This is a genomic window from Streptomyces sp. NRRL F-5727 (assembly GCF_000719555.1).
In the GTDB taxonomy this organism is placed as follows: Bacteria; Actinomycetota; Actinomycetes; order Streptomycetales; family Streptomycetaceae; genus Streptomyces.
On record NZ_JOGX01000055.1, the window covers coordinates 14,106 to 37,660 of the forward strand.

The 23,555-nt window shown below is 75.1% G+C and carries 25 protein-coding genes; 11 read left to right on the forward strand and 14 right to left on the reverse strand.

All coding sequences use genetic code 11. The annotated features are described in order from the left end of the window. Window positions 1–61 precede the first annotated feature (61 nt). On the reverse strand, window positions 62–268 hold the full coding sequence (locus tag IF73_RS0128870; protein ID WP_030492452.1) for a DUF5999 family protein: 207 nt from the start codon (window positions 266–268) through the stop codon (window positions 62–64). Between the two features lie 329 nt (window positions 269–597). Continuing rightward, on the reverse strand, window positions 598–1,188 hold the full coding sequence (locus IF73_RS0128875) for a hypothetical protein (RefSeq protein ID WP_031013256.1): 591 nt from the start codon (window positions 1,186–1,188) through the stop codon (window positions 598–600). Between the two features lie 506 nt (window positions 1,189–1,694). On the opposite strand from IF73_RS0128875, the gene IF73_RS0128880 reads away from it, so the two are divergent. After that, window positions 1,695–3,200: a glutamate-cysteine ligase family protein gene (locus IF73_RS0128880; protein WP_031013258.1), complete on the forward strand. Its 1,506-nt coding sequence runs from the start codon at window positions 1,695–1,697 to the stop codon at window positions 3,198–3,200. 172 nt (window positions 3,201–3,372) lie between these two features. After that, entirely contained in the window at window positions 3,373–4,113 is a 741-nt protein-coding gene (locus IF73_RS0128885; protein WP_107049354.1) for a CPBP family intramembrane glutamic endopeptidase, read from the forward strand. Between the two features lie 78 nt (window positions 4,114–4,191). On the opposite strand, the gene IF73_RS0128890 is transcribed toward IF73_RS0128885, so the two are convergent. Beyond that, window positions 4,192–5,001, reverse strand: coding sequence for a PhzF family phenazine biosynthesis protein (locus IF73_RS0128890; protein WP_031013261.1), 810 nt, complete (start codon window positions 4,999–5,001; stop codon window positions 4,192–4,194). Window positions 5,002–5,171: 170 nt separating this feature from the next. On the opposite strand from IF73_RS0128890, the gene IF73_RS0128895 reads away from it, so the two are divergent. Continuing rightward, the gene (locus IF73_RS0128895; RefSeq protein WP_031013262.1) at window positions 5,172–5,810 is read left to right on the forward strand and encodes a PadR family transcriptional regulator; all 639 of its coding nucleotides are present in this window, start codon (window positions 5,172–5,174) and stop codon (window positions 5,808–5,810) included. Window positions 5,811–5,880: 70 nt separating this feature from the next. On the opposite strand, the gene IF73_RS0128900 is transcribed toward IF73_RS0128895, so the two are convergent. Further along, window positions 5,881–6,309: an SRPBCC family protein gene (locus IF73_RS0128900; RefSeq protein ID WP_031013264.1), complete on the reverse strand. Its 429-nt coding sequence runs from the start codon at window positions 6,307–6,309 to the stop codon at window positions 5,881–5,883. 70 nt (window positions 6,310–6,379) lie between these two features. Continuing rightward, a complete protein-coding gene (locus IF73_RS0128905) occupies window positions 6,380–6,601 on the reverse strand; it encodes a hypothetical protein (protein ID WP_030492445.1) in 222 nt (73 codons plus the stop codon). A gap of 195 nt (window positions 6,602–6,796) precedes the next feature. Between IF73_RS0128905 and IF73_RS0128910 the strand changes: the two genes are divergently transcribed. From IF73_RS0128910 to IF73_RS0128920, 3 genes are all read left to right on the forward strand, one after another. Beyond that, window positions 6,797–7,408 carry a Clp protease N-terminal domain-containing protein gene (locus IF73_RS0128910; protein ID WP_063833491.1) on the forward strand — a complete coding sequence of 204 codons (612 nt, stop codon included), beginning with the start codon at window positions 6,797–6,799 and terminating at the stop codon, window positions 7,406–7,408. A 91-nt stretch (window positions 7,409–7,499) separates the two neighbouring features. Further along, window positions 7,500–8,504 (forward strand): EamA family transporter, encoded by a 1,005-nt coding sequence (locus IF73_RS0128915; RefSeq protein ID WP_031013267.1) that lies wholly within the window; start codon window positions 7,500–7,502, stop codon window positions 8,502–8,504. 189 nt (window positions 8,505–8,693) lie between these two features. After that, complete coding sequence (locus tag IF73_RS0128920; RefSeq protein WP_031013268.1) at window positions 8,694–9,710, forward strand: DMT family transporter; 1,017 nt, start codon at window positions 8,694–8,696, stop codon at window positions 9,708–9,710. 197 nt (window positions 9,711–9,907) lie between these two features. On the opposite strand, the gene IF73_RS0128925 is transcribed toward IF73_RS0128920, so the two are convergent. After that, a complete protein-coding gene (locus IF73_RS0128925; protein ID WP_031013269.1) occupies window positions 9,908–10,630 on the reverse strand; it encodes a pyridoxamine 5'-phosphate oxidase family protein in 723 nt (240 codons plus the stop codon). Between the two features lie 46 nt (window positions 10,631–10,676). Here IF73_RS0128925 and IF73_RS0128930 point away from each other — a divergent pair, with 46 nt between their 5' ends. Further along, the gene (locus IF73_RS0128930; RefSeq protein ID WP_031013270.1) at window positions 10,677–12,011 is read left to right on the forward strand and encodes an aminotransferase class I/II-fold pyridoxal phosphate-dependent enzyme; all 1,335 of its coding nucleotides are present in this window, start codon (window positions 10,677–10,679) and stop codon (window positions 12,009–12,011) included. Window positions 12,012–12,050: 39 nt separating this feature from the next. Here IF73_RS0128930 and IF73_RS0128935 read toward each other — a convergent pair whose 3' ends face one another. Then, on the reverse strand, window positions 12,051–13,073 hold the full coding sequence (locus IF73_RS0128935) for a DMT family transporter (RefSeq protein WP_031013271.1): 1,023 nt from the start codon (window positions 13,071–13,073) through the stop codon (window positions 12,051–12,053). A gap of 73 nt (window positions 13,074–13,146) precedes the next feature. On the opposite strand from IF73_RS0128935, the gene IF73_RS0128940 reads away from it, so the two are divergent. Next, window positions 13,147–14,049, forward strand: a complete 903-nt coding sequence (locus IF73_RS0128940; protein ID WP_031013272.1) for a LysR family transcriptional regulator — start codon at window positions 13,147–13,149, stop codon at window positions 14,047–14,049. A gap of 15 nt (window positions 14,050–14,064) precedes the next feature. On the opposite strand, the gene IF73_RS0128945 is transcribed toward IF73_RS0128940, so the two are convergent. After that, window positions 14,065–14,532, reverse strand: coding sequence for a pyridoxamine 5'-phosphate oxidase family protein (locus IF73_RS0128945; protein ID WP_031013273.1), 468 nt, complete (start codon window positions 14,530–14,532; stop codon window positions 14,065–14,067). Window positions 14,533–14,634: 102 nt separating this feature from the next. Between IF73_RS0128945 and IF73_RS0128950 the strand changes: the two genes are divergently transcribed. Beyond that, window positions 14,635–15,279 (forward strand): cysteine hydrolase, encoded by a 645-nt coding sequence (locus IF73_RS0128950; protein WP_031013274.1) that lies wholly within the window; start codon window positions 14,635–14,637, stop codon window positions 15,277–15,279. A gap of 22 nt (window positions 15,280–15,301) precedes the next feature. On the opposite strand, the gene IF73_RS0128955 is transcribed toward IF73_RS0128950, so the two are convergent. Together IF73_RS0128955 and IF73_RS0128960 are read right to left on the reverse strand one after the other, a co-directional pair. After that, window positions 15,302–15,718: a Rieske (2Fe-2S) protein gene (locus IF73_RS0128955; RefSeq protein ID WP_031013276.1), complete on the reverse strand. Its 417-nt coding sequence runs from the start codon at window positions 15,716–15,718 to the stop codon at window positions 15,302–15,304. A 288-nt stretch (window positions 15,719–16,006) separates the two neighbouring features. Continuing rightward, window positions 16,007–17,263, reverse strand: coding sequence for an NAD(P)/FAD-dependent oxidoreductase (locus tag IF73_RS0128960; protein WP_031013278.1), 1,257 nt, complete (start codon window positions 17,261–17,263; stop codon window positions 16,007–16,009). A 290-nt stretch (window positions 17,264–17,553) separates the two neighbouring features. Between IF73_RS0128960 and IF73_RS0128965 the strand changes: the two genes are divergently transcribed. After that, complete coding sequence (locus tag IF73_RS0128965; protein ID WP_031013279.1) at window positions 17,554–18,183, forward strand: sigma-70 family RNA polymerase sigma factor; 630 nt, start codon at window positions 17,554–17,556, stop codon at window positions 18,181–18,183. Window positions 18,184–18,405: 222 nt separating this feature from the next. Here IF73_RS0128965 and IF73_RS0128970 read toward each other — a convergent pair whose 3' ends face one another. The 3 genes from IF73_RS0128970 to IF73_RS0128980 form a co-directional block, all read right to left on the reverse strand. Then, window positions 18,406–19,473 carry a MerR family transcriptional regulator gene (locus IF73_RS0128970; RefSeq protein WP_051717407.1) on the reverse strand — a complete coding sequence of 356 codons (1,068 nt, stop codon included), beginning with the start codon at window positions 19,471–19,473 and terminating at the stop codon, window positions 18,406–18,408. Window positions 19,474–19,519: 46 nt separating this feature from the next. Beyond that, window positions 19,520–19,957: an SRPBCC family protein gene (locus IF73_RS0128975; protein WP_031013282.1), complete on the reverse strand. Its 438-nt coding sequence runs from the start codon at window positions 19,955–19,957 to the stop codon at window positions 19,520–19,522. Between the two features lie 172 nt (window positions 19,958–20,129). Next, window positions 20,130–20,855 (reverse strand): DUF2071 domain-containing protein, encoded by a 726-nt coding sequence (locus IF73_RS0128980; protein ID WP_031013283.1) that lies wholly within the window; start codon window positions 20,853–20,855, stop codon window positions 20,130–20,132. Window positions 20,856–21,390: 535 nt separating this feature from the next. Between IF73_RS0128980 and IF73_RS0128985 the strand changes: the two genes are divergently transcribed. Next, a complete protein-coding gene (locus IF73_RS0128985) occupies window positions 21,391–21,570 on the forward strand; it encodes a hypothetical protein (protein ID WP_031013284.1) in 180 nt (59 codons plus the stop codon). Between the two features lie 79 nt (window positions 21,571–21,649). Here the strand turns inward: IF73_RS0128985 and IF73_RS0128990 are convergent, their stop codons facing one another. Next, window positions 21,650–23,032 (reverse strand): glycosyltransferase, encoded by a 1,383-nt coding sequence (locus tag IF73_RS0128990; RefSeq protein ID WP_031013286.1) that lies wholly within the window; start codon window positions 23,030–23,032, stop codon window positions 21,650–21,652. Between the last annotated feature and the right edge of the window lie 523 nt (window positions 23,033–23,555).

The window sequence follows — 23,555 nt, forward strand, 5'->3', positions numbered from 1 at the left end:
TGACCGAGGGCCGGTCCGGAGTCTCCTCCGGGCCGGCCCTCGGTGCTGCGCCCGCGGTGTCTCAGGCCGCCGTCGTCACCCGGCCCGTCGTCAGCGGCCGGTGCGGAGCGATGATCTGCCCGTCCGGCAGCAGTTCGCCGGTGTCCTCGAAGAGCAGGACGCCGTTGCACAGCAGGCTCCACCCCTGCTCCGGATGGCAGGCCACCGGGCGGGCGGCCTCACGGTCGGCGGAGTCGGCGGTGGGACAGGCAGGCTGGTGCTGGCACATGGGTGGGTTCTTTCGCTGCGTCGTGGTGGATGTCCTGCGGCTCTTCGCGCTCATGGCCGCCCCCGTCGGTCGGTTCGGTTCCGGTCCCAGTCTTGCCGCACGGACGCCCTTCCGCAGGTATTTCGCGTCAGCTCGTCCGCTCCTGGGAAGACGCATCACCCGCAGGGGCGGTTCAGGTCAACACCCCCGCCTTTTCGGGTGGTTCGGGGTGGCCCGAGCGGGCTAGTCCGTACGGGAGGGGTGTTCGGAGAGGCCGTTCGGACGCGGGTTACGGACAGCAGTGCGCCCCGTGACCCGGGCGGGTCACGGGGCGGTGCGGGCGGAGCGGATCAGGCGGGCGCCGCGGAGCCGAGCAGCGGCGGCGGCGCGAGTCGCGTACTGAGCACGGGCAGCAGATCGGCCACCCGGTAGGGGCGGTTGGCGGCGATGCCGGGGGGTGCCGGGGCGAGCGGCACCAGGACGTCGTCGGCGGCCGCGTCCGGCTCCGTGCCGTCCGGGTCCGGCTCGGCGTGCAGCCACAGCGTCAGCATGTACAGCTCCGGCACCGAGAGCAGCCGCGGCTGGTACGTGCCTGGCAGTGCCTCGGCCTGGACCAGGGCCCGCTCCGTGGCGGCGACGTACGGCCCCTCGAAGAAGTGCGAGAAGGACCAGCCGTCCGGGGTGAGCATGGTGTCCGCGGCCGCGATCGCCCGGTCCCCGCTCCGGATCAGGAAACGCCAGCCGACGAGCCGGGTGCCGGGCGCCTGCCCCGGTCCCTCGGAGATCCTCAGCACGTGGACGGGCAGCGGGACTTCGGGACTCAGCGGTCCCGGCGCGGCCCGCAGGGCCGGGGTGCGGGCCTCGCGTACGGCCGTGGGCGAGCCGAGTGCCGCGAGGACACTGCGGAGGGCCGGCGCGGGAGCCGGGGAGGGTCGGAGCATCGTGTGGGTCGCCTCTCGCTCAGGAGACACGGGGATACGGGTTCGCGCTGCGGGGTCGGGTTCGACGGCGCTGTCGGCGGCGGGGGCGGAGCGGGGGGCCATGGGTCATGGCCGTCGCCGGCGCTCCGTCTCGTCCGCGGAGTTTATACGACGCGTGTTCACAGATTGTTTCCGCTAGACGCCGCCGATATTCCTGACAAGGCGTCATCAGGTCGTATGCGGCGGGCTGCGGTGCTGATTCGGAGCGAGGACAGGATCTCCGTCCTCGCATTCCCCGGCAAGCCGGACGTCTGAATTCCGAAAGTCCGGCCGAACGCTCCGGCGGACCGATATGACAGTGGTATATGTCGTCGGCCCTTCCGGAGTCGGAGAGGCGTGCGGCGACAGGTGCGTACCAGACTATCCACGGAGCGGCCTGAAAAGCAGGCGTTGTCGATCAGTGGCGTGGGCATCATCGTCCGTACGCGCGGCCCGCCCGGGGCCGCCCGCGCGGGAGGGACGCCTCGATGGGGGAGAAGGTCGCGACGGACGGGTTCGGCCCGGCCGACCGACAGCGCTACCGGCGCAAGCTCCAGCAGTGTCTGGCGGGGCTCGCCCGGCTCCTCGCGGAGCAGCGCTTCGACCGCCCGCGGAACCTCATGGGCGTCGAGATCGAACTCAATCTCGCCGGCTCCGACGGACTCCCGCGGATGCTCAACGACGCCGTCCTCGAAAAGATCGCGAGCACGGATTTCCAGACCGAACTCGGAATGTTCAACCTGGAAGTCAACATCGCCCCGCGCCGACTCGGCGGCCATGTTTTCGACCGGCTCGCGGAAGAGCTCAGAACCGGGCTGGGATATGCCGACCGCAAGGCGGCCGAAGTCGACGCCGGGGTCGTCATGATCGGCATTCTGCCGACCCTCTCCCAGCGTGAGCTCGTCTTCGAGAACCTTTCCTCCGCCGACCGCTACGCCCTGCTCAACGACCAGATCCTCACCGCCCGGGGGGAGCAGATCACCCTCGACATCCAGGGCGTCGAACGGCTCCGGCACACCTCGGAGTCGATCATCGCGGAGGCCGCCTGCACCTCGGTCCAGCTGCACCTCCAGGTCACCCCGGCCCGCTTCGCCTCCGTCTGGAACGCGGCCCAGGCCGTCGCCGGCGTGCAGATAGCGCTCGGCGCCAACTCGCCCTTCGTCTTCGGCCGGGAGGTGTGGCGCGAGTCCCGCCCGCCGCTCTTCACGCAGGCGACCGACACCCGTCCGCCCGAGCTCCAGTCCCAGGGGGTGCGGCCGCGCACCTGGTTCGGCGAGCGGTGGGTGGACTCGGCGTACGACCTCTTCGAGGAGAACGTGCGCTACTTCCCCTCGCTGCTGCCGCTCTGCGACGAGGAGGACCCGCTGCGCGTCCTCGACGAGGGCGGGGTGCCGCAGCTCAAGGAGCTGGTCCTGCACAACGGCACCGTCTACCGCTGGAACCGGCCGGTCTACGGCTGGGTCGACGGCGTCCCGCACCTGCGGGTGGAGAACCGGGTGCTGCCCGCCGGCCCCACGGTCACCGACGTCCTCGCCAACGCCGCCTTCTACTACGGGCTCGTCCGCTCCCTCGCCGACGACCCGCGCCCGCTGTGGAAGCGGATGGCCTTCGAGGACGCCGAGGCCAACTTCGACACCGCCTGCCGGTACGGCATCGAGGCGGAGCTGCGCTGGCCCCGGCCGGGCCGCGCGGGCGGGATCGCCACCCAGCCCGCCGTACGCCTCGTGCTCGACGAGCTGCTGCCGCTGGCCGCGGCGGGGCTGGACGCCTGGCACATCGACCCGGCGGACCGAGACTTCTACCTGGGCGTCATCGAGCAGCGCTGCCGGCGCCGGGTGAACGGCGCGTCCTGGCAGGCCGACACCTTCCACCGGGCCCTGGAGTCCGGTCTCGACCGGGAGGCGGCGCTGGCGGCGACCACCCGGCGGTACCGGGAGCTGATGCTGGAGGGCGAGCCGGTGCACACCTGGCCGGTGGGGGCCGAGGGGGCGTGAGGGGAGGCGGGGGCGGCCCTGGATGGCGCTTCCGGTGCGCCGTCGCGCATGATCGTCGTACGCGGGACCGAGGCGGGTCCCGGGGCGGTCGCGACGGGAACGGGAGACGGGTCTGGTGTCGGAACAACGGGTCGTGGACGCGGCCCCGCCCCCGGGCGGTCTCTCGCGGCGGATGCTGCGCTCCGAGACGCTCATCGTGCTCGCGCTCTCGCTCGGGGCGAGCGCGGTCTCCTCGCTGATCAGCTTCGTCGGCTCGCTGACCCGGCCCGGCTCGCTCAAGGAGCAGGCCGCGACGCTCAACGGGTCGTACGCCCCCGGGCGTCCCTGGCTCGACCTCACCTGGCAGCTCTTCGGGATCGCCACGGCCCTGGTGCCGGTGGTGCTCGTGGCGCACCTGCTCCTGCGGGAGGGGTCGGGGCTGCGGGACATCGGCTTCGACCGGACCCGGCCGTGGTCGGACCTCGGGCGCGGGACGCTGGTGGCGGCCGGCATCGGCAGCGCCGGCCTCGCCTTCTACCTGGCGGCGCGGGCCTCCGGCTTCAACCTGACGGTGGTGCCCGAGTCGCTGCCCGAGGTGTGGTGGAAGTACCCCGTCCTGATCCTGTCGGCGATCCAGAACTCCGTGCTGGAGGAGGTCATCGTCGTCGGCTATCTGCTGCGCCGGCTGGGGCAGTTGGGCTGGTCGCCGATGGCCGCGCTGGTGGCGAGCTCGGTGCTGCGGGGGTCGTACCACCTGTACCAGGGTGTCGGCGGCTTCATCGGCAACATGGTGATGGGCGTCGTCTTCGTGCTGCTGTACCGGCGGTGGGGGCGGGTGGGGCCGCTGGTGGTCGCGCACGCGCTGCTCGACATCGTGGCCTTCGTGGGCTACGGGCTCCTCGCGGGGAAGGTGGACTGGCTGCCGACCGTGTGAGCGGGGCGACCGGAGGGGGCGTACGGCATCGGTGCCGTACGCCCCCTCCGTCGTACCGGTCTGTCGGGTGCCGGGGCCTCAGGCGTGCAGGTCGCCGTCGATGACCGTCACCGCGTGGCCGGTCAGGAGGGTCCGGTCGCCGCGCAGTCGGGTGCGGACCAGGCCGGTGCGGGCGCCGCCCTGGAAGCCGGTGAGCTCGTCGCGGCCGAGGCGGGCGGACCAGTACGGGGCGAGCGCGGTGTGGGCGCTGCCGGTGACCGGGTCCTCGGCGATGCCGACGGCGGGGAAGAAGCCGCGGGAGACGAAGTGGTAGCCGTTCCCCGGGTCGGCGGCGAGCGCGGTGGCGATCACGCCGCGCGAGGAGTGCGCCACGAGGGCGGTGAGGTCGGGGGCGAGGGCGCGGACGGTGGCCTCGTCGCGCAGCTCGACCACGAGGTCGCCGATGTGGTCGGGGGTGTCGTGGACGGCGAGGATCTCGGCGCCCAGCGCCTCCGCCAGGCCCGCCGGGACCGGGGCCGGGGTGAGCGAGGCGGTCGGGAAGTCCATGGTGATCGAGCCGTCCGCCTCGGCGACGGCGCCGAGCACGCCCGAGCGGGTGGCGAAGCGGACGGGTCCGGCCGCCGCCCCGGTGCTGTGCAGGACGTGGGCGGTGGCCAGGGTGGCGTGGCCGCACATGTCGACCTCGGTGGTGGGGGTGAACCAGCGCAGCGCCCAGTCGGCCTCGCCGCCGGGCGGCAGCGGGTGCGCGAAGGCGGTCTCGGAGAGGTTGACCTCGGCGGCGACCTTCTGGAGCCAGGTGTCGTCCGGGAAGGAGTCGAGGAGGAGGACTCCGGCGGGGTTGCCGGAGAAGGGCCGGTCGGTGAAGGCGTCGACGATTCGGATGCGCATGACCGGGACCGTACCGGCGGCGGGAGAGGGCGGACCAAGGCCAATCCGGGATGTCTGGACCGGGAGCGCTCCGCCCCGGACAGTCGGTCGTTTGCTCGCCGAACACTTCCGATATATCGTTGAAGCATCGCGACAGTTCAACGATGGAATCTCACGGAAGGAGCGTTGCGATGCGTTCACATGGACACGACCACGGACACGAGTTCGGTCACGGTCCCGGCCACGGTGCCGGGCGCGGACAGTGCGGGCCCGGACCGCGGGGCGAATTCGAGGGACGGCGTGCCGCCTTCGGGCCCTTCGGCCCCGGTTTCGGCGGCGGGCCCGGTTTCGGCGGCCCCTTCGGGCGCGGCCGGGGCGGCGGCCGGGGAAGGGCGCGGCGCGGCGACGTGCGCGCCTCGATCCTGGCGCTGCTCAAGGACCGCCCGATGCACGGCTACGAGATGATCCAGGAGATCGGCGAGCGCAGCGGCGGGGCCTGGAAGCCCAGCCCCGGCTCGGTCTACCCGACCCTCCAGATGCTGGAGGACGAGGGGCTGATCGTCAGCGCGAGCGAGGGCGGCAAAAAGCTCTTCTCGCTCACCGACGCCGGGCGCGAGGAGGCCGAGGCCGGTGCCGAGGCCCCCTGGGAGGAGGCCGGCCGCGGGGTCGACTGGGAGGCGATGAACGAGGTCCGGCAGGCCGGTTTCGGTCTGATGGAGGCGTTCGGGCAGGTCTGGAAGACCGGCAGCGCCGAGCAGCGGCAGAAGGCCGTCGGGGTCATCAACGAGGCCCGGAAGAAGCTGTACCTCATCCTCGCCGACGAGCACTGAGCCTCGGCGGGACGACGGAGGGCCCCTCGGCGGCACGCGCCGCCGAGGGGCCCTTCCCGTCTCCGTGCGCTCAGGCGACCAGGCCGGAGAGCTTGCGCAGCGACTCGTTCAGCGCCGCCGTCGCCGAGTCCTTCAGCTTCCCGGCCATCAGCGAGACCGCCGCGCCGGTGAACTCGCCGTCGATGCGGACCGTCGTCGCCCCGCCCTCGTCGGCGAGCGAGTAGCGGGTGCCGACGATCACGCCCATCGGGCCCTTGCCGCGGATGGCGAGGGTCCGGCCGTCCTCCAGCTCCTCGACGGTCCACAGCACCTCGGCCGGGAAGCCCATGAGCTTCATGTTCTCGGTGAACGTGGATCCGGCCGCCAGGGTCTCGGGGCCGCCGTCCGGGAAGCTGGTGTGGGTGGCGTTCCACTCCCCGTACGAACCGAAGTCGGTGAGGCGTTCCCACACCTTCCCGGCCGGTGCCTCGATCCGTGCCTCCGCGCTGACTTCGGCCATGACGACCACCCCTTCACGCGTGCCCGCTGGGTTCTGGTGTCGCGGAACGTAGCCGGAGGGGCGTGAACATTCAATACTGATGAACCGTCAGTTCTGCGGCGGCCGGCCCCGTGCCGCCGATCCACCAGATCTCGGCCGCGTCGAAGGCGTCCGAGACGCGCGGGCCGCCGTCCTCCTCGTGCCGGTGGAACGCGGCCCAGAAGAGATCGCCCGGCAGCGCCTCCCGGGGTGCGTACACCCGGTACACGAACTGCCGGCCGTCACGTGCGGCCAGGCCCACCATCCAGAACACACAGGAAAGACGTCCGGCGGCGGCACATGGTTGCCTTCCGGGCGCGAGGCAAGGCGGCGCGCGCCCCGTACGGGAAATCGTCCGGATCTCCTCCCCGAGGAGGAGGAGTCGCGCGCATGTGCACGACTCCGGTGGGACGCGGACATGGTTCTCCCGTGTGATGACCGGCGCGGGCGCGGCTGGTGAGGTGGGAGGGTGCAGCCTCCCGTCCCGTCGCGCCCCACTCCGGCCCCGGCCCCCGCCGGGCCCGCGCCGCTCCTCGCCACCGTGCTGGGGGCCGCCCGCCGCCGCGCCCTGCGGGACGGCGACCGCCAGGTGGACACCGCCCACCTGCTGCACGCCCTCGTCGAGTCCGACCCCGAGACCCGCGCCGCCTTCGACGGCGAGCACCGGGTCGCGCGCGTCCTCGGCTACCTCGTCCAGCGTTCGATCGGATACGGGCTCCGCTGGCAGCGGTCCGGCGAGGGCGGCGGCGCCCCGCTGCCGCTGCCCGCCGTCCGGGCCGGGGAAGGGACGCTGCGCCGCACCGCCCGCTGGTCCCCGGCGGCCGCGGCCGCCCTGGAGGAGGCGCTGCGGCGCGCCGCCGCCCGCGGCGAGGAGCAGCCGAGCGGGCTCGACCTGCTGGCCGGACTCGCCGCCGACCCCGGCAGCCGGGCCGGCGAGGTGCTGCGGCACGCCGGGATCGACCCGCCCGCGCTCGGCGCCCGCGCCGTCGCGCTCGCCTCCCTCCACGGGCCGGACGACGCGGGCCTCCCCGACGCGGAGGGGCTGCCGCCCGGGTTCCTCCCGGAGGGCGCGGAGCGCTGAGTTCCGGCCCGCGGGCGGGCTTTCCGGACCCGTCGTCTCAACAGGTGCGACGGGGGTTACGCACCTGACCGGGTCCTGTCATGATGGCCCGATGCACGCGTCTCAGGGGAGAAGCGCCGGCCTGGGACTCGCCCTGGCCTCGGCCTTCGCATTCGGTGGTTCGGGAGTGGCGGCCAAGCCGCTGATCGAGGCGGGCCTCGATCCGCTCCACGTCGTCTGGCTCCGGGTCGCCGGCGCCGCGCTCGTCATGCTGCCCGTGGCCTGGCGCCACCGGGACCTGCTGCGCCGCAAGCCCGGCCTGCTCGTCGGCTTCGGCCTGCTCGCCGTCGCCGGCGTACAAGCCTTCTACTTCGCCTCGATCTCCCGGATCCCGGTCGGCGTCGCCCTCCTCGTCGAGTACCTCGCCCCGGCGCTGGTCCTCGGCTGGGTCCGCTTCGTCCAGCGGCGGCCGGTCACCCGCGCCGCCGCGCTGGGCGTGGTGCTCGCCGTCGGCGGTCTCGCCTGCGTCGTCCAGGTCTGGTCCGGCCTGAGCTTCGACCTCCTCGGGCTGCTCCTCGCGCTCGCCGCCGCCTGCTGCCAGGTCGGCTACTTCGTCCTCTCCGGCCAGGGCGCCGACGAGGCCGAACCGGCCGATCCGCTCGGTGTGATCGCGTACGGGCTGCTCGTCGGGGCGCTGGTGCTCACCGTGATCGCCCGCCCGTGGGGGATGGACACCGGGGTCCTGGCGGGGCGGGCCGATCTCGACGGGACCTCCGTCCCGGCCTGGCTGCTGCTCGCCTGGATCGTCCTGATCGCCACCGTCCTCGCGTACGTCACCGGAGTCGTCTCGGTGCGCCGGCTCTCGCCGCAGGTCGCCGGTGTCGTCGCCTGTCTGGAGGCGGTCGTCGCGACCGTCCTCGCCTGGGTGCTGCTCGGCGAGCACCTGGCGGCCCCGCAGCTCGCCGGCGGCGCGCTCGTCCTCGCCGGCGCCCTCATCGCCCAGTCCGCCGCGCCGAAGCCGGCGTCGGAGGGGCCCGTCGCCGGGTCCGACGGCCCGGACGGAGCCCAGGACGCCGGGCGCGAGGGCGAGTTGTCCGGCGGTCGGACCACCGCATAGGGTGCCGGTCATGCATTCGACCGTGCTTCCGCCGCCCGCCGCCTAGCGCGCGCGGCACCTTCTCCGAGGACGACGACCGGCTCGGGCGGGCGATCACGCCCCCGAGCGGTCCGTCGCCGCCCGCGCGCGGAGCGAGCGACCACCCTTCACCCGGTCCGTCCGCACGGACCGTCCTCACGGAGAAACCACGTGTCGAACACGCAGTCCTTCCCTGCCGCGGAGTCCTCCTCCGCGCACTCCGCCCGTCCCGTCGGGCGGAGCCTGCTCCACCTCGTCGTCGCCGGCATCGCCTGGGGCACCGCCGGTGCCGCCGGCTCCCTCGTCTTCCGGAACAGCGACATGGGGCCGCTGGCCCTCTCCTTCTGGCGCTGCGCCGGCGGCCTCCTGCTGCTGCTCGCCGTCCCGGCGCTGCGGTCGCTGCGGGGCGGGCGGGCCCGTGTCACGGCCGCCCCCGCCGTCGAGTCCCGCCGGATCCGGCTGATCCGGATCGTCGGCACCGGAATCGGGCTCGCGGTCTTCCAGACCGCCTACTTCGCCGCCGTCGAGGCCACCGGGCTCGCCGTCGGCACCGTCGTCACCCTCGGCGCGGGACCCGTCCTCATCGCGGTCGGCGCCCGCGTCACCATGGGCGAGCGGCTCGGCCTCGGCGGCCTCGCCGCCGTCACCGGCGCGCTCGCCGGGCTCGCCGTCCTCGTCCTGGGCGGCGGGGGAGCCGAGGTCCGGCTCGCGGGCGTCGGCCACGCGCTGCTCTCCGCGGCCGGGTTCGCCTCGCTCACCCTGCTCACCCGATGGCTCGGCCGCACCGGCGGCGGCGCGGCCGGCTCGCTCGCCAGCACCGCGTGGACCTTCGGCGTCTCGGCGGTCGTCGTGCTGCCCCTGGCGGTCGTCGAGGGGCTGCTGCCGCACACCGAGGACGCCGTCCGGCTGCTGCTCCTGCTGCTCTACGTGGCGGCGATCCCGACGGCCCTCGCCTACGCCCTGTACTTCGCCGGGGCCGCGGTCGTCCGGGCCGCCACCGTCTCCGTGATCATGCTGCTGGAGCCGGTCAGCGCCGCGCTCCTCGCCGTCACCCTGCTCGGCGAGGAGCTGACGGTGACGACCGTGCTCGGCACGGTCCTGCTGCTCGCGGCCGTCACCGGGCTCGCCCTCGCGGAGGCGCGGACGGCGGCCGGGCGGCGCGGGAGTGTGGAGCCGGCGTCCGTGTGAACCCGTGAAAGGGCCCCGGCGTCCGTGCGAGCCCGGACCTCCGTCACCTCCGGGCACGGCCCGTCGGCCGCACCCAGGGCGGGTCGCCGGGCAGGCCGTTGACGGCGAGCCGGCCGACGTCGTGGCGGGCGAGCCGGTCGCGCCCCTCGGTGTCGTCCGGGGCGGCGTCCCAGGGGTGGATGAGCCTGCCGGCCCCCTCAGAGCGCGGTCAGGTAGTCGGGCAGGGCGATCGCCGGGTCCAGGTCCGCCGACGGGACCGGGGTGCCGGTGCGCGGGGCGACCGGGACCACACCGGCCCAGTGCGGCAGCGCCAGGTCCTCGGCGTCGTCGTTCGGCCCCGCGGCACGGACCTTCGCCGACACCTCCTCCAGGTCGAGCCGGATGACGGCGGTGGCGGCGAGCTCCTTGGTGTTCGCGGGCCGTGAGTCGGCGGAGCGGCCGGGGACGACCTGGTCGACGAGGGCGTCGAGGGCGGTGCGCAGCTCCTCGGGGTCGGTGACCTGGTGGGCGACGCCGTGGACGACGACCGAGCGGTAGTTGAGCGAGTGGTGGAAGGCGGAGCGGGCCAGGACCAGGCCGTCGACGTGGGTGACGGTGAGACAGACCGGCAGGCCGGGGGCCCCGGCCGGGTCGCCGGAACCGGTACCGGCCGCGGCGGGGCGCGCGCCGGCCATGCGGAGCGGGCGGGAGCCGGTGGAGCCGTGGACGTACAGCCGCTCGCCGATCCGGCCGTAGAGGGTGGGGAGCACGACGGGCGCCCCGTCCCGTATGAAGCCGAGGTGGCACACGTACCCCTCGTCGAGGATCGCGTGGACGAGCGCCCGGTCGTAGGAGGCGCGCTGCCGGGAACGGGTGGGCACGGTCCGGTCGGTGGGGGTGTAGTCCGCGAGCCGTTCGGGGGTGGTGGTCGTGGCGCTCATGGCGGCCCCTTTGCGATCTCTATTGCACTAGTGCATAATCTGTTTTGTGCTAGGAGAGTATCGGATCGAAGGTCGTCGCGCATCGGAGATCGCCGCCAGCGTGGAGCGGGGGGTGGGGTCGGGCGCGCTGGAGCCCGGCCGGTCGCTGCCGCCGCTGCGGGAGCTCGCCGCCGAGCTGGGCGTCAACCCGAACACCGTCGCCGCCGCCTACCGGACCCTGCGCGAGCGCGGCGTGATCGAGACCGACGGGCGGCGCGGCAGCCGGGTGCGGCCGCGCCCCGCCACCACCGCGCGCGGCTCCCTGCGCGTCGAGGCGCCGCCCGGCGTCCGGGACCTCAGCGGCGGCAACCCCGACCCGGCCCTGCTGCCGCCGCTCGGCCCGGCCCTCGCCGCGGCGGCCCGGCGGTACGCCGAGCGGCCCGGCCTCTACGGGGAGGCGCCCGTCGACCCGGAGTTCGCCCGGCTCGCCCGCGCCGCCTTCGACGCCGACGGCGTCCCCGCCGGGCCGGTCGGGGTGGCCTCCGGCTCCCTCGACGCCATCGAGCGGGTGCTCGCCGTCCACCTCCGGCCCGGCGACGCCGTCGCCGTCGAGGACCCGGGTTGGGGCAGTCTCCTGGACCTCGTTCCCGCCCTCGGACTCCGCCCCGTCCCGGTCGCCGTCGACGACGACGGCCCGCTCGCCGCCGACGTCGAGCGGGCGATCGTGCGCGACGGGGTCCGCGCGGTGATCGTCACCGACCGCGCCCAGAACCCCACCGGCGCCTGCCTCGGCGCCGCCCGCGCCGCCGCGCTGCGCCGGCTCCTCGCCGCGCACCCCGGGGTGCTGCTCGTCGAGGACGACCACGGCCACGGCATCGTCAGCCGGCGGCTGCGCCCGCTCGCCGGGGTCACCGGCCACTGGGCGCTGGTCCGCTCGGTCGCCAAGGCGTACGGGCCGGACCTGCGGATCGCCGCCTTCACCGGCGACCACGAGACCGTCGACCGCGTCCTCGGCCGGCAGCGCCTCGGCCCCGGCTGGGTCAGCCGGCTCCTCCAGCAGACCGTCGTCCACCTGTGGAGCACCGGCGCGGTCGACCCGGAGGCGGTCGCCGACGCGTACGGGGAACGGCGCGACGCCCTGGTGCGGGAGCTCGCCCGGCGCGGTGTCCGGGCGCACGGGCGGAGCGGGATGAACGTCTGGGTGCCGGTCGCCGACGAGACCGGCGCCGTCGCGCGGCTGCTCGGCGCGGGCTGGGCGGTCGCCCCCGGCGCCCGCTTCCGCATCGCCACCGGGCCGGCCGTCCGCCTCACGGTCTCCCCGCTCTCCCCCGACGACGTCGACCCGCTGGCCGACGCCGTCGCGGCCGCCGCGGGCCCGGCCCCGGCCCGCAGCTACGGCTGAGGCCGGGGCCGGGCCCGGGCGGGGGAGAAGTGCCGCCGGTCAGGTGCGAGCCGCGGTTCCGGCCGGCGCCTCCGAGGGCTGGGGCGCCGGTGTCGTACGGGAGGGGGCCGGGGTCCGCGCCGAGGTGCGGGTCTGGGTGAGGGCCGCGCCGAGGAGGACCACGACGGCGCCCACCGGGGTGTTCCAGGCCAGCTGCTCGCCCAGGAAGGCCACGCCCGCCGCCGTCGCGATCACCGGGATGAAGTACGTGACCATCGAGGCCGTCGTCGGGCCGACCTCGGCGACCACGCCGTACTGGAGCAGCATCGCGTAGCCGGTGCCGAGGGCGCCCAGGGCGATCACCGAGAGCAGCGGAAGCAGCTCGAACGACTCCGGGAGGGTGGTGAAGAGCGGGGTGACGAGGGCCAGCTGCAGGGTGGCCAGGCCGACCTGCCCGGTCGCCAGGGAGAGGTGCGAGGCGCCGGTCCCGCTCAGGGTGCGGCGGACGTAGATCCAGCCGACCGCGTAGCTGAACGAGGCGAGGAGCGCCAGCGCGGTGCCCGTGACGTCCAGGCCGGAGAAGCCCTGCCAGGCGCCGAGGACCGTCAGGACGCCGATGAAGCCGATGCCGAGACCCGCCGCGCGCACCCGGGTGGGCCGGTCCTCGGAGAGCGCCACGAGCGAGAGGACCATGCCCCAGAGCGGGGTCGTCGCGTTGCAGATCCCGGCCAGCGTCGACGGGATCGTCAGCTCGGCGTACGCGAAGAGCGAGAACGGCAGCGCGTTGAGCAGGAAGGCCGCCACCGTCAGGTGCCCCCACGTCCTGGCCCCGCGCGGCAGCCGGTCCCGCTTCGCCACCAGCGCCACCGCGAGCACCGCCGTACCGAACAGCAGCCGGCCGAAGGTCACCTGGAAGGGGGCGAAGCCCTCCGTGCCCACCTTGATGAACAGGAAGCTGAAGCCCCAGATGAGGGCCAGCACGCCGAAGCGGACCCGCCAGTCGAGGAGGTGCGCCCGGAGGGGGCGGCGGACGGGGGAGGGGGACGGTCCGGGCGAGGGGGCGGAGGCGGCTGCGTTGCTCATGTACTCAGGGTGACGGCCCCGACGTCGTAGAACAAGCGAGATTACGTCGACCCGTTCGCTTAGTATTGCTTACATGTTGAACCTGGAGCGCCTGCGCACCCTCGACGCCGTCGCCCGGCACGGCTCCGTCAGCGGCGCCGCCGACGGACTGCACGTGACGACCTCCGCCGTCTCCCAGCAGCTGTCCAAGCTGGAGCGGGAGGTGGGCCAGCGGCTCCTCGCGAAGAACGGGCGCGGGGTGCGGCTCACCGACGCCGGCATGCTGCTCGCCGAGCACGCGGCCCGGATCCTCTCCCACGTCCAGCTCGCCCAGGCCGACATCGAGGCCCAGCGCGGCCAGGTCGTCGGCGAGGTCCGGCTGGTCGGCTTCCCGACCGCCGCGCGCGGCCTCTTCCCCGCCGCCCTCGCCTCGCTGCGCGCCCGCCACCCCGATCTGCGGGTCCGCACCGCCGAGCTGGAGCCCGAGCAGGGGGTACGGGCGGTGCTGCGCGGCGACGCCGACCTCGCCATCGTCCTGGACTGGAGCAACCGCCGGTCCCCGGTCCCCGGCGAGCTGGAGCGCGCCCATCTGCTCGACGACGCCGCGGACGTCGCCCTGCCGGCCGGGCACCGGCTCGCCGGCCGGGAGGCGGTGGACCTGGAGGACTTCGCCGACGAGGACTGGGTGTCCTGGCCGGAGGGCGAGTTCTGCCACGACTGGCTGATGTTCACCCTCCGCTCCCAGGGCATCGAGCCGCGGATCGCCCACTTCGCGGGCGAGCACCACACCCAGCTCGCGCTCGTCGCCGCCGGCCTCGGGGTGTGCGTCACGCCCCGGCTCGGCCGGCCGCACCCGGACGGCGTGGTCTGCGTGCCCGTACGGCAGCAGATGCGCCGGCACATCTACGCCACCTGGCGCACCGACGCCGGCCGCCGGCCATCCCTCCGCGCGGTCGTCGAGGCGCTCCGGGAGGCCGGGCGGCCGCACGCGGACTGACCTGGGCCCCGGTGGCTACGCCCCGCCGAGCTTGCGGAAGTCCCAGGTGGTGACGGTGTCCGGAGTCAGCCGGAGCCAGGCGTGCCGGCCGTCGTGCGGCATGGCGTCCAGACCGAAGTTCTTCGCCGCGAACAGCCGCTCCACCGCGTCGAGTCCGGGACACGGCTCGCCCGTGCGCGGCGCCTCGCCGACGAAGACGGCCGTCCCCGACAGCTCGGCTCCGCGCAGCTCCCCGTACTCCTCGCCGTCGTCCACCAGGACCGAGAGCCGGGGATCGGCGCGCAGTTCGGCCCAGCGGCGGCTGCGGGTCAGCGAGTAGAGCCAGAGCGAGGTGCCGTCCCACGCGAACCACAGCGCGCTGACGTGCGGGCGGCCGTCGGCGGAGACGGTCGCCACCCGGCAGGTGCGCTGTTCGGTCAGGAAGGAGTCGAGCTCCTCCGGGGTCATCATGATCCGGCGTCCACGGCGCTGTGCGACGGTCATCGTCCGCACCCTTCTGGATTTCTGATGGGATGTCAGAAATCATGGGTGCGCGTCCGCGCCGGTGCAAGGGGCAGCGGCGGGACGCGGAGGCGAGGGGGAGCGATGGGGCGCAGGGAAGAGCTCGACGAGCGGCTCCGTCCGGACGGCGTCGTGCTGCTCACCGTCGAATGCCAGGAGGGGGTCGTCGGCGCGCTGAGCGCCCTGCCCGAACTCGCCGCCGTCGCCCGGAGGTCGGGCGCCCTGGCCAATGTGGCCCGGCTCGTCGACGCCGCCCACGGCGCCGGAGTCCAGGTCGTCCACGCCGTCGCCGAACGGCGCCCCGACGGACGCGGCTCCAGCAGCAACGCGCGCCTCTTCCGGGCCGCCGCACGGCTTCCTGTGCAACAGCACAGCGGCTCGACGGCGGTCCGCGTCGCGGAGCCGATCCAGGTGGCGGACGAGGACCTGGTGGTGCGGCGGCTGCACGGCCTGTCCCCACTGGCCGGGACGGGGGTGGACGCGCTGCTGCGCAACCTCGGCTGCCGGACCCTCGTCGTCACCGGGGTCTCCGCCAATGTGGCCGTGCCCAACGCCGTCTTCGACGCGGTGAACCTCGGCTACACGGTCGTCGTCCCCCAGGACGCGATCGCGGGGGTGCCGGCCGACTACACCCCCGCGATGATCCGCAACACCCTCGCCCTGGTCGCCACCATCGCGACCACCGACGACCTCCTCGCCGCCTGGAAGGCGCCGAGGCGCGGCGCGTAGCGGAGCGGCCGCCGTTCCGTCCTCAGCCGAAGGAGATCTCCTCGCCCGTCACCTCGATCGGCTCCGGAGGCAGGGGAGCCGTCGCCGGGCCCGACGTCACGCTGCCGTCCGACATGTCGAACCTGCTCTGGTGGCACGGGCAGATGATCACGCCGTCCTTCACCTCGCTGACGGCGCAGCCCGCGTGCGTGCACTTCGACGAGAACGCCTTGTACTCGCCCGCCTTCGGCTGGGTGATGACGACGCCCTTGTCCGCCAGGACCTTGCCGCCGCCCACCGGGATGTCGACGGTCTTCGCGAGCGGTGCCCGCGGCGCGCCGTCCGTGCCACCCGTGACGGTGCCGCCCTCCGCGTCCGAGCTGCCGCACCCGGCCAGCGCCGCCGAGGCGAGTCCCGCCCCGCCGGCCGCCACCACGGTCCGCCGTGCCACTCCGCTCATGCCTGCCCCTCTCCCGCGCGGGCGCCGTGCGCCGCGTCCGTACCGTCCCCGCGCACGAGCGTCACCGGTGCGCTCCCTGAACGGCGTCTGGCTTCCGGGAGTGACGGTAGACGCAGTTCCCGTGACGTACGACCTGTTCGCGGAGGTTTCCCCGCGCCGTGCGCGGTCCCGGCGCCCGACCCGTCCGGGATGCTCGTCCCCGCGGAAGCACGGCGAACCTCCCCTGCCCGGCCGGGGCTGCCTCCGGTCACGCTGCCCACCAGGTGCCACGACACCGTGCTCGTGTCCTCAGACCGCGCCCGCCCGCAGATCGGCCAGGACGGCGCGCGCCGCCCGGGCACCCGACGCCAGCGCGCCCTGGACGGACGCCGTCGCCCGGTGGTCCCCGCACACGTAGCGGCCGGGAGACCACCGCACGTCCCGGACCAGCGGTGCCGGTCCCGGCATCGCCGGAAGGGCGTCGGCGAGGGTGACCCGGTGGACGGGCTCCCAGTCGCCCGTCTCCGTGCCGTACACCTCGCCCAGAGCCCTGACCACGGCCTCCGTCTCCGCCGGGCCGGGGTCGCCGAGCACGGACGTCGACACCAACGCCCGGCCGTCGGCGGAGAACCGGGGCTGGACGGCGGTGAGGACACAGGTGTTGAGGAACCTGCGCCGAGCGTCGACGACCAGCACCGGCTCGTCCAGCGGAGGACGGACGGCCGCGTGGTACAGCGTGGTGACGGTCCGTCCGTCGGGCACGCGCAGCCCCGGCAGCAGCTCACCGGCGATCCGCTGCCCGGTGGCGACGACGACGGTCCGGGCGAGCACCTCGCGCCCGTCCGTGAGGGCGACGCCCCCGGCCGTCAGCTCCGAGACGGCGGTCCCGGTCCGCAGCACCTCCCGCGGCAGCCGGGCCGCGAGCTGCGCGGGCACCGCGCCGATCCCGTCCGCCGGCAGGCACAACGTGCCGCGCAGCATGCTCCGCCACACCAGATGGAAGAAGCGCGCCGAGGTCTCCAGGTCGTCCTCCAGGAACACCCCGGAGAGGAACGGCCGGAAGAACGTCTCCACCAGCCGCGGCGACACCCCCGCCGCGGCCAGGGCGTCGAGCGTCGTGCCGTCGGCGCCGCGCCGCAGCACGGACGCCGGCGCCAGCGCGTCCCGCGCCGACAGCGCGGCGAGCGCCGCCAGATCACGGGCCGACGCGAGCCGCCCCGGCAGCAGATCCCGGCTGTCCCGCGGCCGGCGCGTCGGGTCCGTGAACCGGCGAGGCCCCCGGTCGGTGTGCACGAGCACCCCCGGCGTGAACGGCCGCAGCCGCAGCCCCTTCAGGTCCACGCGCCGCTTCACCTGCGGATACGAGGTGTTGAACACCTGGAAGCCGCGGTCCGCGGTGAAGCCGGCCACCCGGTCGGTGCGCATCCTGCCGCCCACCGTGTCGCCCGCCTCCAGGAGCAGCACCCGCAGGCCCGCCCCGCACAGGTCGCCCGCGCAGGCGAGACCCGCGGCTCCCGCTCCGACGACCACCGTGTCGTACCGCGTTCGGTCCTTCGTCCTCTCCATGCCGTCCTCGTTCTCGTGGGTGCGTCGTGCGCGGAGCCGAGTGCCGCCGGGCGTTTCTCCCCCCGGCCGCGAAGGCTTCGCTTTCGTCGTCCACCGGGTTCTTCCGCTCCGGGACGCGCGGCGGATGCGCAACGGTCCTGAGCCTTCGATGCGGAAACGATGCGAGTTGTGCCGACGGGCGAGCCGGACGGACCGTGAGGGGGCACGGGGCCGGTGAGGCCCCGGCGCCGCCGCCCCGGCGACGGCACACCCGGTGGACGCCCGCTCCACCATCCGGAGGAGGAAGCGCCATGACCCCGCACCGGACGACCGCAGTCCCCGCCCCCACCGAGGCCGACGCACTCCTGGTCGACGCCTTCGCCGACCCCGCCGCGCTCACCGACGAGGAGATCGCCCGCGGTCTGGTCGACGGCGACGAGCACTGCCTGGCCGTCGCCTACCAGCGCTGGGGCCGCCTGGTCCACACGCTGGCGGCCCGCGCCCTCGGCGACTCCCGGGAGGCGGAGGACGTCACCCAGCAGATCTTCGTCGCAGCCTGGCGCGGCAGGGCGAACTTCCGCCCCGACCGCGGCACTCTGCCCGCCTGGCTCACCGGCATCACCCGGCGCAAGATCGCCGACGCCCTCACGGCCCGTACCCGCCGCACCGAGCTCGCGGTGACCCTCGGCCGCTCCCTGGAGCACGAGAGCCGGACCGACGAAGGACCCGAGCGGATCCTCGACCGGATGGTCGTCACCGAGGAGCTGTCCAGGCTTCCCCGCGCCCAGCGCGACGTCCTGGAACTCGCCTACTTCGCCGACCTGACCCAGACCCAGATCGCCGACCGCACGGGCATGCCGCTCGGCACGGTCAAGAGCCACGCCCGCCGCGGCCTCCTGAGCATGCGGCACAGCCTCGAACTCGCCGGCGCCGGCCGCTGACCGGCCACGGTCCGGCCGCCGCCGGCCGGGCACGCTCTGACCCCGCCACGACCCGGCCGCGGCGAGCGAGGACCCGCCCCGGCCCCTCCGGACGGCCGAGGGACGGACCGCTCTGCGCTGCCACCCAGGACGCCCCCCGCCCGGCGCCCCCTGCCTGGCGCCCTTGCCCGGCTCCCCTGCCCGGCGCCGCGGACGGTCTGCGTCCTCGACGGAGCATGGGGCTCAGTCCCCGCCGCGCTCCGCCGCCTCCGCCTCCTCGGGCCGCTCCCCGTACAGCCGGGAGACGACGCCGAGCGCCTCGCGCAGGCCGCCGGGGCGCACCATGCCCGGGTCCAGCGTCCGGCCGAGCCAGCCGGGGCCCGCGAGGAGGACCAGGGCTGCGGTGCGCGCGCCCCGCACCCCGAACGCCGTCCCGGCGACGTGCCGGGCCAGCGCGTGGTTCGCGGTGGAGCGGGATTGGGACCACAGGACGACGGCGGCCGGGCCGGAGCGCCGCACCGCCGCGTCCAGGGCCTCGAAGGGAACGGCCGCGCCGAACATCCGGGTCGGCAGAGACCGTTCGGCCAGCCCGGCGGCGAGCGCCTCCAGCGGCAGTGTGTGCTGCTCCGAGGGAACGCACGCCAGCAGGACCGGCGGGGCCGGGGACACGGGCGCCGGCCCGGTGACGGCGGCCCGCCGCAGGGCGGTGGAGATGTGCCAGGAGAGGAGGTGCTCGACCTCGACGTACCGGTCGCCGGACGACTCCCACTTGCGGCCCACGGCGTGCAGTGTCGGGGCCATGATCTCCTCCCAGGCGGTCACGAGCCCGTACTCCGCGAGTGCCGCCCGCAGCACCGCCTCCATGGCCGGCGTGTCGAGGCGCACGGCGGCACGGGCGAGCCCGCGGCACTCCTGCCGCACGTCGCCCAGCGGCAGACCGCCCCCTCCCGCCGGACCCCGCGCCGTCACCGGCTCCGCCGGACCCCGCGCCGTCACCGGCTCCGCCTCGTGCCGCACCGCCGGCGTCTCCGGCTCGGGCGCGACGGGTGCCACCGCCCCGTCGCGCTCCATCGCTGCCCGCACCTCGCGGGCGGCCCGCGCCGCCTCGGCGGGCGGGACGCCCGACGCCGTCAGACGGCACATCTCCTCAAGCATCGCGACGTCAGCGGGGCTCCAGCGCCGGTGCCGCCCGTCCCCGCGGACGGCGGGTCCGATCCCGTACCGCCGGTCCCAGGACCGCACGGTGGTGGGGGAGACCCCCAGGCGTCGGGCCACCGCCCCCGTGGTGATCCCGTGAACGGTGTCGCGCATGGTCACCACCGTGCGATGCGGAAACGATGCGAGCCCTGCGGCGCGTTCACGGGCGCCACGCCTCGGCGGCCGCCGGCAGGCGGGTGACCACGCCGTCGGCCAGCCCCTCGAACTCCCCGCGCAAGAAGGGCGCGGCCAGCCGGGCGAAGCCCTTGAACGACAGGGACGCCGCATAGGTCAGCCGCGTCGACGTCCCCTCTTCGGCGAACCGGAGGTCGTCCCGCGCGGTCACCGTCCGGTTCTCCCCGACGAACACCAGCCGCGCGGGCTCCCGTACGACGAGCTCGTACCGCAGCTCGGTCGTACGGCCCCGGAAGCGCGACGTGTTCAGCCACCGCGCGCCCGGCCGCACCGGCCCGTCGTCGAGCCGCACGCAGCGGACGGTGCCGGGATCCCACTCCTCGGTCCTGGCGAAGTCCTCCAGATAGGCCACGACCTCGGCCAACGGACGCCGCACCACCATCACCCGCTCCACGCTCACCACCGCAACGGCCCTCCTCCCGCTGTCCGCCGGGCCGCGTGACGGCCCCGGTCGTCAGGGTTTCCGGCCGTCGGGGCCGACCGGATGCACCGACGGCGTGCGGAGCGGCCACACCGCCACCGGCCGGCCGGGGCGCGGATCACCGGCGGGGGTCGGGATCGTGCGGACGGCCGGGTCAGGGGGAGTGGACGGGCACACGGGCACCGAAGCGCACATGCAGGCCGGAGGAGTACAGAACGCTCACGGGCCGCGAGGACACGGCGAGCGGCAGGCCGGTGGCGGCCGCGACCAGTTCGTCGTCGAGCGAGAGCAGCTCGGCCTCGCGCAGACGCCAGGGGGCGTGCCACAGGGGCCAGTAGTAGGTGCCGTCCCTGGTCGCCGCGTGCAGCCCCCACCGAGCCGTCAGGAAGTCGTCCAGCGCGTCCGGGCTCCTCCCTTCCCCGGCCAGGTCGGCCCAGACGCGCGACCGCGGTCCTCCCGGACACCGGCGGCGCACGGTGTACAGCACGCGGTCGTCGAAGCGGCGCCTCCGTGCCGAGGCCCAGTGGTAGGGGAGGCGGTACGCGGCCCGCGCGGCGAGCACGGGGAGCAGCCGCGGGCAATCGAGGCTGAGGAACACCACCCCGCGGCGCCCGTGGCCGTCGACGCTGTAGAGCCGCACGTTGATCTCGGGGAACCGCCCGAGGACCGGGAGCGCGGGCCCTCGGGCGAAGGCGAGGTCGCGCATCTCGAAGAAGACCAGTCCGACGAAGGTGCGCCCCTCGGACGTGTCGGGGCGCGTGCCCTGCGGGAAGAAGCCCGCCACGGCATCGGGGGTGACCGCCCAGTGGACGAAGAGCAGGTCCTTCCAGTCCTGCCGGAAGGAGAGGTCGGGAAGGGAGCGGGGTGCCGTCCGAGACACCGGTTCCGGGTCCTCCGCCGACGGCGGCCGGCGCTCCCCGGGACCGTTCCCGGGCGCACGGTCCGGGAGCGGGAACATCAGCGCCTCCCCGGGGGGTCGGCCGCCGCGGACGTACCCACAGGGCAGCGTGAGGGATGTCGGGCGATCCGGACGATGCGCATGGAACCTCCTCGCTCGCGGTCCCGTCCTCGACCACCGTCCGGCAACGGCCGAGTGGTCGACAAGTCGCATCGATCGTGCATCGCCGCCCACGCCGTGAAGGGAGGCGCCCCGGGGGACGGGGCCGACGGCGTCTGCGGGGGTTCCCCACCCTGCGCCCACGGAAGAACCGCCTGTCTCGGGCGGATGCCCTCGGCCCGCGCCTCGAACTCCTCGTCGGCGAAGGGCGGCTGCGGGCGCGTCGGCGAACGGTGCGGTGCGGCATGACGGCGAGTCCCGTATCGATGCACCATCGATACGGCTGGCGGTCGCGTGCCTGCCGGGGGGACGGTGGAGACCCGGCGGCGTCCGGCCGCCGCACCTCCAGGGAGCGACCATGAGCGTGCCGTTCGTACCTCCTGAGGAAACCCCGCCCGCCGAGGGCTCCACCTCCTCGGCGCACCTCGAACGCGCCGACGGCGGGATCTGGGAGCACCCGATGATCTGGGTCTCCCTCCTTCTCTTCGGCGCCCTTCTCGGCGGACTCTTCTTCCTGTTCCGGTTCTTCGGCCTCTGATCCCGCCGCCGGTCACGTTCCGGCGGACGGGTGACTCCTCACGCGTCCGCCGGTCACGTTCCGGCGGACGCGTGACTCCTCACGCGCGGACCGGGGCCACCGAGGCCATGCTCCGGGCCAACCGCCGCGCCATCCAGTCCGGACCCCGGCGCCGCACCTCGGAGGTCCATCCCGGCAGACCGGGCGGCACCTCCGCCAGCAGCTCCCGCAGCGCCTCTCCCGCCGCGCGCGGAGTCAGCCGGGACGGGTCGAGGCAGAGCGCGAGGCCGGCCCTCTCCGCATCGTGAGCGATGCAGAACTGGTCGCTGGAGAACGGCAGGACCAGCGCCGGAGTACCAGAGACCAGGCACTCCGTGAAGGAGTTGTTCCCGCCGTGGTGGACCATGGTGTCGGCCTTCGCCAGCAGCCAGCGCTGCGGCACGACGTCCGCGACGTGCACGTCCGGCCCCGCCAGCGGGGAGAGGGCACCCGCCCGGTCGCCCGCGGCGACCACCACGGCGGCGTCGGGGACGTGGGACCGGATCCCGCGCACGACGACGGCCAGCACGTCGTCGCGGGCGGAGAGGAAGGTGCCCAGGGCGACGAGCACCAGCCGGCGGCGGGCCGCCCGGAGTCGGCGCACCACCCCCTCCCACGCCCCGCCGGGGCTCGGCTCCGCGGGCGGCGAGCAGTGCCCTCCGTAGAAGAACTCCGGGTTCTCCCGAGGCCGTTCAGGCAGCCAGGGGAAGGGCGGGTAGGCGAACGCCACCGCGTGGGACGACGCCAGCGCGAAGGCGCGCCCGGGCGCCGGGGCGGCCGGCGCGTGAGCACGCGCGACCTCGGCGAACCGGGCGGTGAACGCCTCCTCGGCGGTCTCCGCCGCGCGCCGCAGCTCAGCCAGATCCTCCTCGCCGGGGCGGACCGCACGGGGCCAGGCGTGGGGGACGCCGAACAGGGCCTCGGGCGCGTGCGGCACATAGGTCGGGTGCCCGGGGCAGTACGTGGCGTACGGAAGGCCGAGACAGTGCAGCGCCAGCGTCACCGGGTAGCTCAGCTGGTCGACCACGTACCAGTCGGGCGACAGACGGGCGTGCAGTTCCCGCAGCCGCGCCAGAACGGCCGACGGGTCGCCCAGCAGGTCCTCGCCGCGGTGCCGTGCCTGGGTGAGCAGCGCCGCGACGGCCCCGCTCCGGGTGGAGGCGAGGAACTCGTCCAGCCGCTCCGTCTCCCGGGCCCCCTGCCGGGTGCTCCGCGCGACGCCGGTGTTCGCGTTCCGCGTGACGGTCAGTGGCACGAACCGCGCCCCCGCTGCCTCTGCGAGCGGGGCGAAGGGCGGTGCGGTCGCCAGGTGGACCTCGCAGCCCGCCCGGGCGAGTGCCCCCGCCAGCACGGAAAGGGGCTGGGCGTGCGAGAGGAACGGAGGGCTGACCACCACGACACGTGGCCGGCGGATTCCGGTGGCACCGGGACGCGAGTGCTTCATGCCGGGGCTTCCTCCGCCCGCCGTCCGACGGATGCGGGCGTGCACGGCACCGCAGCCTCCGCCGGGCGCGGGCAGGCCCACCGGCACCGCCTGCCGGGCGCGGGTCCGCCGCGCAGACCGCCTGCGGCGTGGCCGGGCCGCGGGTACCGCTGCCGCGCGCGGAGCGGCGGGGGTGCCGGCCGACCGCCGACCGCCGACCGCAGGGACCGTCTGCCGGGCGCGGAGCGGCGGGGTGCCGGTTCGACCGCCGGCCGCAGGGACCGTCCGCCGGGGGCGGGGCCTGCCGGGGGCGGGCGGCCGTCGGGCCCGTCTGCCGGGCGCGGGGACCGCGGGCACCGGTCATGGGCTCGAATCGGCCACAGTCCGTCTGCCGGGGAGGCTCGCTGTGACCTTCTGCCGGGGAGGCCCGACCGTCTGCCGGGCGCGGGCAGTCCGCTGGTGCCGCCTGCCGGGCGCGGGTCCGCCGCGCAGACCGCCTTCCGGGCGCGGGGCGGTCGCCGGGTCCGTCCGCCGGGGGCGCGCG

Bases quoted from the DNA above. Each gene is read 5' to 3' on its own strand.
- IF73_RS0128870 (WP_030492452.1), bottom strand. From the start codon at position 268: ATGTGCCAGCACCAGCCTGCCTGTCCCACCGCCGACTCCGCCGACCGT.
- IF73_RS0128875 (WP_031013256.1), bottom strand. From the start codon at position 1,188: ATGCTCCGACCCTCCCCGGCTCCCGCGCCGGCCCTCCGCAGTGTCCTC.
- IF73_RS0128880 (WP_031013258.1), top strand. From the start codon at position 1,695: ATGGGGGAGAAGGTCGCGACGGACGGGTTCGGCCCGGCCGACCGACAG.
- IF73_RS0128885 (WP_107049354.1), top strand. From the start codon at position 3,373: ATGCTGCGCTCCGAGACGCTCATCGTGCTCGCGCTCTCGCTCGGGGCG.
- IF73_RS0128890 (WP_031013261.1), bottom strand. From the start codon at position 5,001: ATGCGCATCCGAATCGTCGACGCCTTCACCGACCGGCCCTTCTCCGGC.
- IF73_RS0128895 (WP_031013262.1), top strand. From the start codon at position 5,172: ATGCGTTCACATGGACACGACCACGGACACGAGTTCGGTCACGGTCCC.
- IF73_RS0128900 (WP_031013264.1), bottom strand. From the start codon at position 6,309: ATGGCCGAAGTCAGCGCGGAGGCACGGATCGAGGCACCGGCCGGGAAG.
- IF73_RS0128915 (WP_031013267.1), top strand. From the start codon at position 7,500: ATGCACGCGTCTCAGGGGAGAAGCGCCGGCCTGGGACTCGCCCTGGCC.
- IF73_RS0128925 (WP_031013269.1), bottom strand. From the start codon at position 10,630: ATGAGCGCCACGACCACCACCCCCGAACGGCTCGCGGACTACACCCCC.
- IF73_RS0128935 (WP_031013271.1), bottom strand. From the start codon at position 13,073: ATGAGCAACGCAGCCGCCTCCGCCCCCTCGCCCGGACCGTCCCCCTCC.
- IF73_RS0128940 (WP_031013272.1), top strand. From the start codon at position 13,147: ATGTTGAACCTGGAGCGCCTGCGCACCCTCGACGCCGTCGCCCGGCAC.
- IF73_RS0128945 (WP_031013273.1), bottom strand. From the start codon at position 14,532: ATGACCGTCGCACAGCGCCGTGGACGCCGGATCATGATGACCCCGGAG.
- IF73_RS0128950 (WP_031013274.1), top strand. From the start codon at position 14,635: ATGGGGCGCAGGGAAGAGCTCGACGAGCGGCTCCGTCCGGACGGCGTC.
- IF73_RS0128955 (WP_031013276.1), bottom strand. From the start codon at position 15,718: ATGAGCGGAGTGGCACGGCGGACCGTGGTGGCGGCCGGCGGGGCGGGA.
- IF73_RS0128960 (WP_031013278.1), bottom strand. From the start codon at position 17,263: ATGGAGAGGACGAAGGACCGAACGCGGTACGACACGGTGGTCGTCGGA.
- IF73_RS0128965 (WP_031013279.1), top strand. From the start codon at position 17,554: ATGACCCCGCACCGGACGACCGCAGTCCCCGCCCCCACCGAGGCCGAC.
- IF73_RS0128970 (WP_051717407.1), bottom strand. From the start codon at position 19,473: ATGCGCGACACCGTTCACGGGATCACCACGGGGGCGGTGGCCCGACGC.
- IF73_RS0128985 (WP_031013284.1), top strand. From the start codon at position 21,391: ATGAGCGTGCCGTTCGTACCTCCTGAGGAAACCCCGCCCGCCGAGGGC.
- IF73_RS0128990 (WP_031013286.1), bottom strand. From the start codon at position 23,032: ATGAAGCACTCGCGTCCCGGTGCCACCGGAATCCGCCGGCCACGTGTC.